At 66.4% G+C, this 9,694-nt stretch carries 7 protein-coding genes and 1 pseudogene; 5 read left to right on the top strand and 3 right to left on the bottom strand.

Annotation, left to right across the window (positions count from 1 at the left end; translation table 11 throughout):
- From AC2VOU_RS08875 to AC2VOU_RS08865, 3 genes and pseudogenes are all read right to left on the bottom strand, one after another.
- Positions 1-550: pseudogene (locus tag AC2VOU_RS08875) on the bottom strand (DUF499 domain-containing protein); the annotation flags it as partial.
- 40 nt (positions 551-590) lie between these two features.
- Complete coding sequence (locus AC2VOU_RS08870; protein WP_486957047.1) at positions 591-3,326, bottom strand: DUF1156 domain-containing protein; 2,736 nt, start codon at positions 3,324-3,326, stop codon at positions 591-593.
- The gene (locus AC2VOU_RS08865; protein WP_486957046.1) at positions 3,323-6,532 is read right to left on the bottom strand and encodes a helicase-related protein; all 3,210 of its coding nucleotides are present in this window, start codon (positions 6,530-6,532) and stop codon (positions 3,323-3,325) included. Before AC2VOU_RS08865 ends, AC2VOU_RS08870 begins: the two co-directional genes overlap by 4 nt.
- Before the next feature lie 188 nt (positions 6,533-6,720).
- Here AC2VOU_RS08865 and AC2VOU_RS08860 point away from each other — a divergent pair, with 188 nt between their 5' ends.
- From AC2VOU_RS08860 to AC2VOU_RS08840, 5 genes are all read left to right on the top strand, one after another.
- Positions 6,721-7,785: a hypothetical protein gene (locus AC2VOU_RS08860; RefSeq protein WP_486957045.1), complete on the top strand. Its 1,065-nt coding sequence runs from the start codon at positions 6,721-6,723 to the stop codon at positions 7,783-7,785.
- 90 nt (positions 7,786-7,875) lie between these two features.
- A complete protein-coding gene (locus AC2VOU_RS08855; RefSeq protein WP_486957044.1) occupies positions 7,876-8,319 on the top strand; it encodes a hypothetical protein in 444 nt (147 codons plus the stop codon).
- Positions 8,320-8,402: 83 nt separating this feature from the next.
- Positions 8,403-8,609, top strand: a complete 207-nt coding sequence (locus tag AC2VOU_RS08850) for a hypothetical protein (RefSeq protein ID WP_486957043.1) — start codon at positions 8,403-8,405, stop codon at positions 8,607-8,609.
- Positions 8,610-8,611: 2 nt separating this feature from the next.
- The gene (locus AC2VOU_RS08845; protein WP_486957042.1) at positions 8,612-9,091 is read left to right on the top strand and encodes a hypothetical protein; all 480 of its coding nucleotides are present in this window, start codon (positions 8,612-8,614) and stop codon (positions 9,089-9,091) included.
- Positions 9,088-9,573 (top strand): hypothetical protein, encoded by a 486-nt coding sequence (locus tag AC2VOU_RS08840; RefSeq protein ID WP_486957041.1) that lies wholly within the window; start codon positions 9,088-9,090, stop codon positions 9,571-9,573. Before AC2VOU_RS08845 ends, AC2VOU_RS08840 begins: the two co-directional genes overlap by 4 nt.
- Positions 9,574-9,694: the final 121 nt, after the last annotated feature.

The raw sequence follows: 9,694 nt of genomic DNA, 5'->3' as shown, positions 1-9,694 counted from the left end.
CAAAAAGCGAGTAATCCTTGGAGAACAGTCGCCACAGGAACCGTTCGTAGAGGTTGACCGCCGGCCCGTCGTACTCCTGGACCGAGGCCCCCGGCGTCATGTTGTCGCACGGCAACACCACGACATGCGGACCTCGCAGATCCTGGGCCAGCGGCTGACCGGTCTTGGCCTTCGCGCGCGCAGCTACTTGCTTACCCAACTCCGTGCCCAGCAACGCCTCGGGATGCGCAGCCAGATGGAACGCCCCAATACACGCATGGGACTTGCCGCCGCCCATGCCTTGATCGAGACGGGTGACCGCGCGGGCCTTGAGGTAGTCGTCGCCGCCTCCGAGGCGGATGGCGATCTCTGTAAGCAGATCCACCAAACGCTCAGTGGGGTGGGTGATGTCGCCGTAGTAGCCGGCATCGGCGTAGGGCGGCCGCGTAGCGCCCGCACCGTGGACCGCCGCGAACAACGACATCTGCACGTCGTCGATCTGTCCCGAAGTTGACAGGATCTCCTGGCGGATCTTGAGCGCCTTCCACCACGGTGTCACGGGGGTCGTCATGGTGATCCTCCTGGTTTAACGGTCACAAGGGGTTAGGTCCTCACATGAGCTTGAGCTGGTCGTCGGCATCCTGCGCCCGCAGCGCCGCAGCGGTGCCGGTGGCGGTCGCGGTGCCCGCCGCCGTGCCGATGGCCGTGCGGGTGCGCAGCATCCGGGTCAGGGCCACCGCATCGGGATCATTGTCCGGTAGACGGTCGGCCAAGAACTGGATCGCCGCCCACAGATGTATGTCGTCGGCGTCGCGGCCGGCATCGACCAGCACCTGGCCCATCGCGTCCAGACCGTCCTCGGACACCCGCGCCAAAGCCAACGCCACGTCGATGGCAGCCGAGTCGGCGTCGATCCTGGTGGAGAAGTGAGCCGCGTCGACGAACTGAACACCGTTGCCCGAGTCGCGGATCAGGTCACGGATCTGCGTGATCTCCAGCGCAGAGGCCAATGTCTGCCAACGCAACTCGGACTTGGCCTGCACTTGACGGCCATAGAGGCGAACCCACCACAGCGCGAACCGAGTCCGGGCATCGAAACTATCCAACGGTTGGTGGTTGATCTCGACGGCCATCGCCTCCTGCACCGCTGCGCGGGCCAGCGGCAGGAACGTGTAGATGTCGACCGGGTTGCCGCGCGCGTCGAGGACGTCGCTGTAACGGCCGACGACTTCCATCGCGGGACCAGCGGCGGCCATCAACATGTCGGCCGGCGCCAGGCCCCATCGTTCCCAATCGGGATACCGGCGGCGGATCTCGGCCTTCAGTTCGGCTTCGACGGCACCCTTCCGCCCCGATGAGCGTCCTGCGGGTGCGGGTCGACACGTCATCGTCAACGTGGTGACGATGTTGGTAAACCCAACTTTGCCGCCGGGCTCGGTCTTGGCCGGCCAGGCGCCGGTCAACACCAGGCCGGCATCGCGGATGGCGGTCAACAGCCGCTGCCAGACTTCTGGCTCACCGTGCCCGAAGACGATCGTGACGATGCCGTCTTCAGCGACCACCCGCTGAGCCTCGGCGAACGCCTTGGTAATCAGGGTGTCGTAGTGCTGGCGGTTGCGGTGATCGTTGTTGCTGGTGCCACCCTTCTTGACGATGATCTCTTCCTGCTTTTCCTGCACGCCGAGTTCGTGTGCGGTGAAACCGATCTCGGGCCACGACTCAGCCAGCGCCCGTTTGATCCATACGTAGAACAAATCGCTGGCGTCGCTGTAGTCGATCATCGCGTCATAGGGCGGGTCGGTGACGACAGCGGAGATGCTGCGGTCGCGGAACGGCAGACTAACCGCCGATCCTCTGCGCACGTCGCAGGGGTGACCGGTTGACGGCGGCATCGTCGCCTCCAAGGCGCTCAACGTGCCGCCCGCCACGGAGTCCCAACTACCGGGGCCGTCGGCCAACCCAACCTCGAAGTAGTCGAAGGAGAAGTTGAGGCTGGATTCGGTGGCGAACACGTCGTTGACCTTGTTCAGTTTCGGGTCCAGAGTGCACCCGCGGGTCGCGCGGCGGATCTTGCGTGCCATCGCCGCGGCGCAATACCCGGTCAACGCTCGCACGTAGTCGTCGCTATTGCCGTTGCCGGCCAGTTCGCGCCCAATGTCAACGATCACCCGCGCCAGCGTCACGAACGACAACGTTTGACGCGCATTCATCATCTGGCCATAGGTGCGTGTTCCGTACACCGTGGCCTGCACAGTCCAGGTATTGCCGTCGGGGATCTGCTCGTCGGGCACCGCCGTCAGGAATGGACCGAACCGGGGCTGGTCACCGACCGCGTTTGTGGCGGCGGTGATCGCGTCCAACTCGACGGGCTCCAACGCTCGGTAGGACTTGCCGACGTCAGCGTCCAGATCGGCGGCCAACAGCGGCGCGTCGTCACCGCCGCCCTCGGCGAGGATGCGCATCTGCGTGTGGCGGTCGTGCGCGTTACCGCAGAACGGGCACACGGCCAGCCGGCCGTTGCTGTCGTACTTGCTGCGACCCGGCGGGACCTGACGGGTGGGTGCACGTTGCGGCTCGCCGTCGTGCACAACCACCGACCACGTGCCAGAAGCGTTGTCGGTCTCGATGTAGTAGGCCTGTCCGGGATCTTCAAACGTGTTCTTGGTCTTACGGTTTCGCCGAGTGCTCGGCTGGCGCAGGTTCAGTCGTCCGATCAGCGGGAACGGCCGCGAGCACTCTTGGCACGGAATGGTGACCGCCCACAGGTAGCCCCAGGCCTGGCGACCACCCACCTGGGGGTAGAACCGCGCCAGCGCCTCCTCGTGCCGAGTGGAGACCTCGCGGAAGATCGCGTCGACGTCGCCGACGAGCCGCGCTCGCGTCCCCAACAGGGTCTGATCGAACGGCAATGCCGGCTCGTTCTCCCAGTCCCGAAACGGGAAATCCGTGAGCAACCGCGACGCTAACACCGCTACGGGGCTGTAGTCGATCGCATAGGCGGCAAGGCCCAGCCGGGCGGTCTCCAACGGGATCATGCCGCGGCCGCTGAACGGGTCCAGCGTCGACACGGGCAAGGCGTGGCTTTCCGCGATCTTCTTATTGAGAGCGTCGACGGCGGCGAAGCGACCTGCCATCGCGTCGCGGACCAGCTGTTGCAAGTCCTGCTGCTCGGCGGGGTCATCCGGCCAGGGCAGCAGCGAGCAGATCGTCGCCGCCTTGGCCTGAGCGGTGGGCCGCTTGGCGAACCAGGTCATGATGCCGACCTCGGAATTGCCGCTGCCCCAACCGGACTGACTATTCGCGCTGACCTCCGCGCACGGGAACCAACGTTCGATCATCCAAGTCATAGATTGCTTCCCGGTGCGTTCTTCAGGCTGCTGCCCGGCACGCGGAAGATCGCGTCCCCGGTCATGTCGGTAGAGAACAAGGTGGCTGGGTCCTCGTAGGCGCCGAAGAACCGGCCGACCCCATCGGCGCATTGATCGACCACGTACAACCAATAGTTGTGGCGATGCTGAGTGGCGATGAGCACCTCGTTACCGGTCATGCGGATGCCGTTGCTGGCCGCACTGTCCAGCACTCCCTTGACCTCGACGTGCCGAATCTGGCTGTTGCGCCGGGCCTCCAAGTCGTAGCCGCGGCCCTCGGTGTGCACGTCCTCGACCACCCAGCCGTCCTCGACCAGCAGTCGACGAACGTGGCTCATCGACACCATCTCCGCGTCGATCTCGGCCTGCGTACTGGCGTCGGCGGCCGCCACTACCCGAATGCGGCCCACTAACTTCGGGTCGGTCAACTGCACGTCGGTCAGACGCTCCAACTCCGCGATCCGTGCCGACGTCTGGACCTGGAACTGCCGACGAAGAGCCACCCGAGTGTCACGGTCCTCGATACCTTCAGTGAGGTTCAACGGAAGGTTGTTCAGGTCGCGCCGCGCCTGGCCAAACCAATCGGTGCGCACCTTCCGGTGCTCGACAACGGTGGTGCCGGCGACAGTCCGCGCCACCTCCTGGGCGCGCCCCTCACGCGCGGGATGCGCTGCGGTACCGGGAATGTCGGTGGGAATCAGGTTGGCCAGCGTCTCCCACCGCACCGCCCGAGCGTTGCCGCTGTCGTCGACCTTGACCAGCGTCGCCCATACGCTGGCGCGCTTGCCGTCGCTTTCGGTCATTGTCGCTTCGTAGGCGTAGAGGTCATACGGTGTCAGGCTGCTTGGATCGGCGGCCGCGCCCGACTGATAGAGATCCTCGGCGAGGGCGCTATCGGCCAAGGCGATCAGATCGGTGAATGCCGGCTCCCCCGGCCCCAGGGTCACGGTATCGCCCACGTCGATGCTCTCTTCGGCCGCGCGGACCGCTTCCCCGCTGGTGGCGATGTGCGCATCGGCACCGCCTCCCAGGGATGCCGGTAAAGGCTTCCCGCCCAGCGACAGCCGACGAAATCCCGGACCCGCCGCGGTGGGGGCCGCCTGGAGCACACCGGCCGCCGACAGCCGGTCCAGATACGCCTCGACGATCGCAGGATTGATACGCGCGAAGAGGTCCCGCTGCAGCAGCGTCAGCGCGGCCACCGCGTCGACCTGGCTGGCCAGCCGGCGTTCGTTGTCGCGCACCTGGCGGGCGACGCGGGTCAACTCCTGGGCCTGCACTGCCCGAGCGGCGTCGATCGCCGTCTGCTTCTTGGCCTCGTCGTTGCCGTACAAGTCGGTCAGCCACCGGTCGTAATCCACCCCGGTGATCTCGGCGACCGCCGAGAGACTGTCGAACATCTGCCCGTGCAGCTCGTTGGCGGCGGTGACGAAGTTGTCGAGCAGTCGCAGCAGCGTTTCACCCTCGCGGGTGTCGGTGGCCACCAGGTTGTACAAATAGACCTCGCGCCGCTGCCCCACCCGGTGGATGCGGCCCATCCGCTGTTCCAGCCGCACCAACGACCACGGGATGTCGTAGTTCACCAACACGTGCGCGGCCTGCAGGTCGATACCCTCATTGCCCGCATCAGTCGTGACGATCACCTGAAAGTCACCGCGCATGAATGCTTTTCGGACTTCATCGCGATCCGGCTTGCTCTGCCGGCCCGAATACATCTGCGCGGTGTAACCCTCGGCGTTGAGCCGATCGGCGATCCACTGCGCCGAATCGGCGTACTCGGTGAATACCACCGCCTGCTCGCCGTTGCCCGGCAGGATCGAGTGCTTGGACAAACAGTCCTCGGTCAGCCGCCGCCACTTCGACGGCAGCCATCCGGAATCGGCAAGAGTGGCGTCGATACGGTCGACCAACCCCTTGATCGCCGTGCGTTCCGCGCGGGAGGACGTCGATCCGGTGTGGACAACCTTCGCCTCGTCGACCTCGCTCTCGTCGCCGTCACCGCCGCTCTCCGCGATCAGAGCCGCCTCAGCCTCGCTCATTTCCCCCATATGGGTGGAGCGCCGCCGTAACGTCTGAGCCAGCGCATACAGGCTCGACGCGGCGCGCTTGCCGTACACCATCCGCGCCAGCGGCTGCGCCGACTGCGGAAAGAACTGCTCCACCATGTCCAGCGCAGCCTGATAGTAGGCGTACTCGACCTGCGACAGCGCGACGCTGTGATTGTGGGCCGAGCGGCCCTTGAACAACCGCGTCTTACCGTCGTAGTCGACCAGATCCTCCTTCATCCTTCGCAGGAAGTGGATCGGTCCGGGCCGCAACGCCGACAGTGCCACGTTCGGGTCGCTCCCCGGATCCGGGTAGATGGCGGGGTCGACCAAGTGCAGAAGGTGTCGAAACAGCCACTCCTTGCCGCGGTGCGGCGTGGCCGTCATCAACAGGGCACGAGGAGTGTTCTTGGCCAGCAGCCGACCCACCTGGTGGAAACCAGCCGCAGTCGGGGTCAGCCGGTGCGCCTCATCGAACACCACCAAATCCCAACCGGCCTTATCCGGGCGTAGCGCGTCTTGAACAGCAGGGTTGACCGCCGCCAACTCGAGCGACACGACCCACAGGTCGTTGGAGTTCAACGCATCCTCGCGCACGGTCGCCGAGGTGATCTGCCGAAGTCCGCCGCCGAGCAGCCGCGAGAAGTCGTCAACCCACTTCGACGCCAGATTGGCCGGACACACGATCAACGCGCGCTTTACCAGGCCCAGGCGCTGCATCTCACGCAGATACAGACCCGCCATGATCGTCTTACCCGTGCCCGGCTCATCAGCCAGCAAGAACCTCAGCTGCGGTTGCGGCAGCATCGCTCCGTACACCGCGGTGGTCTGATGTGCGTAGGGCTTGAGCGGCGTCGAGGCCATCGCGCTGGACTCCGCATTGGTCGCGGCGGCGTCCATCCACTGGGTCCACATCGCGGCCAACACTCGCGCCGAGTCCCCGTGCCCATCGCTGACCAGCTGGCGCACAGTGGCGGTGTCGCCGGCGGCCAAGTTGATCTCATGACGGCGGTCCTCGTCATCGACCACGATCAGATCCCAGGAACCCTCGGCGTCACCAGGAATTGCGTAGCGGATCGTCGCGAACTCGGGCACACCCGCCGCCTGGACACGGACCCGTTGACCGCGATCGAACGTCACGCTCAACCTCCCCCTCGGATGCCGCCGTTACCTCCACACCTGCGCGGGAGAATCCCCATGCACGATAGTTGCTGACATCGGCGTTCGACGGCAGTCACGCGCCGCGCCGCCCGCAGCGCGGCATCGGCCCTGATTTACAGCCTGATTACTTTCGCGAGCACGTCGGCGCCCCGCGCTAATTTGTTCTGATGCGTTGGTTCGCCCGCCCCGAGAACGACCCCGTGGAGCTTCGTGTCGCGCCCCGGCTCGCATCGTGGAACAAGGCCGGCGACCCCGACCAGGTTCGGCTGCTGGCCTACCTAGATGACACTGAAGCGTTGGTCTCTCATGCGCGGATCAACGCTCCCTGGTCGCTGCGCCTCGACGTCGGACTCCCGCGCTCGCGAGATCTCCTCGACGCCGCCGACCTCGACAACTACGCGTATCCGCTCGCATCTCGTCTACGCAATCCCAACCTCGTGTCGGTGTGGTGCACCAAGCGGCACAGCGACCAGTCCACGGTGCGCATCGCCGCCGCCCGACAAACCCCGCCTCCCGCGACCGATGTTCTGGTCGCAACGACCGCAGCGTCAGCGTCGAGTATCGCGTACAAGGAAGAGATCCACAGCGCCGTCGCGGCCGCCGACGCGCTACCGGACGGGCCGGTTCGGCTCCAGCTGTCCTTCGTGGTCGGCCCAAGGCGCAACTGGCTGAACCTGTGGAAGCAGACAATCGACGCGCTCGATCCCCTTCTGGGCCGCACCCGTCCAGACCGCGCCTGGCACCCTCGCGACGGCAGGATCACCGAACTCGGCCTGCACTGCACCGTCGATACGGCCGCCGGCAACGCGGTGGTCGTGGGCATCGGCGCCGCAGTCGAATCGACGGCGGACGCCACCGGCACCGGCGACGTCTTACCCGTGACAGTCGCTGAGGTCGCCGCCGACGATCCGGTCACCACCGGCCCAGGCGGGCCCGCTCAGAACCCACACGATGCCCGCGAGTTCCGTGACGATGACACCGGCTACCTCGCTTGGATCGCCGCTCACCCGAACGGCTACGTCATTAACATCGCCCGCAACCACAGCGTCTCCGCCGCAAGACTGCACCTTGCCCACTGCCGCACCATCAGCGGTCAGAATCCGCACCACGGGGCCTGGACCGGACCCTACGTCAAGGTCTGCGCCGAACAAGTCATGACCGTCGAAGCCTGGGCGCGTGACACCCTGCGCAGCCCCATCCCGAAGTGCGGGATCTGCACTCCGCCTGTATGAGCAAACCCGGCGATCAACGCCCCAGTAACGGCTGTCGTACATCACGGAAACGGCGGCGCTCCGGGGCGGTGTCCCGGTACTTTTCCGGGTATGGCAGCCCAGCGCCGCGCCAAGACGGTCAACCCCACCCGCGAACGCCGCGCCGCCGTCAAACGCCGCGCCGCCAAGAAGACCCCAGCCAGCCAACAGCGAGGTCCGGTGTGCGCCTCATGCGGCTACTTCCCCGAGAACCTCACTTCGACTGGCTTGCTGCCGCTACACAACACTCGCCGCGGTGGCCGCTGCCACGGCACCGACGAGAAGCCGATCCACGCGGTGCTCCCCCCGTGGCTGAAATCCCGCGACTACGCGCCGGCATTCGGCAGCCGGTCCAAGGGAGTCGACAACGCGGCACCGCCACCACGTACACCGGGCAGCAGAGCACCCAACCTCACCAACCGCACCGACTTGCCCGACAGCCGCGCCGACACCGACCGAGTGCGCCAGCCCGGCAACGTCTCCGGCGGTGCGCCGGGTCTGGGACGGCGCCGCTAAACATGCCCGCACGCCGCTCCCCCTGGCTCGACGACCGCACCAACCTCCTGCTCACAACGCTGTCTGACAGGCATCAACTCCCTATGACAGACGGCCTCGAAAGCGCAGTGCGCCAAGACATCAGCGACCATCTTGACTTCGTGGCCCGCATGATGCGGATTGGCCGTCAAGCCGCCAAGATCTACGTCACCGACGACGTGATCGGCGAGCTGGCCGACCGCATCGCCGGCGCCGTCGCCGAGGGACGTGGCGCCGTCGACCTCGCTGCCGAACGCCGACGCCGCCGCTGACCATGACGACGCCAGCCAAACTCGGCACCCAGGCCATTGGTGCGGCCGGCGAACTGCTCGTGCAATACCAGCTGCTCAAACTCGGCATCGACAGCGCCCGCTTGACCACCGACTCCGGCATAGACCTGGTGATGTACGTGCCCGGACATCACACCGCCGCAACGATCCAGGTGAAGGCGAACGTCGGACCCAAACCTGCCGGCGGCAAGGGGAAACTGTTGCTCAGCTGGCCCTTCCCCGACGATTCTCCGGCGCAGTGGCTGGCCGGCGTCGACATGTCGACCGACAGCGTGTGGCTGTTCCCGATGGATCAGGCGCGCCAGCTGGCCCAGCAGAAACACGCCAACGGCACGCGGCTGCTGTACTTCTACACCGACGAAACCGTCGGCCCAAAAGCCCTGCGTCTCAGCGACATGACTCATCATCGACTCCAGGTCGTCATCACGACACTGCTCGACGGCCAACCCAGGGAACTGCCATGACCACCGCACCGATCGACCTCGGCGACTTCACCGGTTGGGTGCCCTTCGCCGAGCTGCCGGCCGCCGACGTACCCACAGATCCGGGCGTCTACGTCATCGTGCGACCCCACGACGACCCGCCCACCTTCCTCGACGTCTCACCCGCCGGACACTTCAAGGGCCGAGACCCGACCGTGCCCGTCGACGCGCTACACGCGCTGTGGGTGCCCGACACCCGCATCGTGTACATCGGCAAGGCCAACCGCGGCCGTGGCGGCAACCGCGGCCTCCGGAAACGGCTCGACGAGTTCCGCCGATTCGGCGCCGGCGAGCCGGTCGCTCACTCCGGCGGCCGGCGGATCTGGCAGCTCGCCGACCACGCGGACCTCCTCGTCGGCTGGCGCGTCACCGACGACGCCGTGGCCGCCGAGATGGAGACCGAGATGATCGCCCGCTTCCGCGCCCACCACGGTGCGCGCCCCTTCGCCAACATGCGCACCTGACCGGTGAGCACCATCCCGTGCACGCATCAGGGCTGCCGCACCACCCCGATCGAGCGGCGAGCCGTCGCGGCGGCCGCCGCGGTGGTCGGCGAACCGCACCAGACCCCCCACAGCGAGCCGG

Source organism: Mycobacterium sp. TH-M25 (genome assembly GCF_057473665.1).
The sequence above is the reverse complement of the archived record's forward strand: the minus strand, read 5'-3'. Positions and strand labels throughout refer to the sequence as shown.

Bases quoted from the DNA above. Each gene is read 5' to 3' on its own strand.
- AC2VOU_RS08870 (WP_486957047.1), bottom strand. From the start codon at position 3,326: ATGACTTGGATGATCGAACGTTGGTTCCCGTGCGCGGAGGTCAGCGCG.
- AC2VOU_RS08860 (WP_486957045.1), top strand. From the start codon at position 6,721: ATGCGTTGGTTCGCCCGCCCCGAGAACGACCCCGTGGAGCTTCGTGTC.
- AC2VOU_RS08855 (WP_486957044.1), top strand. From the start codon at position 7,876: ATGGCAGCCCAGCGCCGCGCCAAGACGGTCAACCCCACCCGCGAACGC.
- AC2VOU_RS08850 (WP_486957043.1), top strand. From the start codon at position 8,403: ATGACAGACGGCCTCGAAAGCGCAGTGCGCCAAGACATCAGCGACCAT.
- AC2VOU_RS08845 (WP_486957042.1), top strand. From the start codon at position 8,612: ATGACGACGCCAGCCAAACTCGGCACCCAGGCCATTGGTGCGGCCGGC.
- AC2VOU_RS08840 (WP_486957041.1), top strand. From the start codon at position 9,088: ATGACCACCGCACCGATCGACCTCGGCGACTTCACCGGTTGGGTGCCC.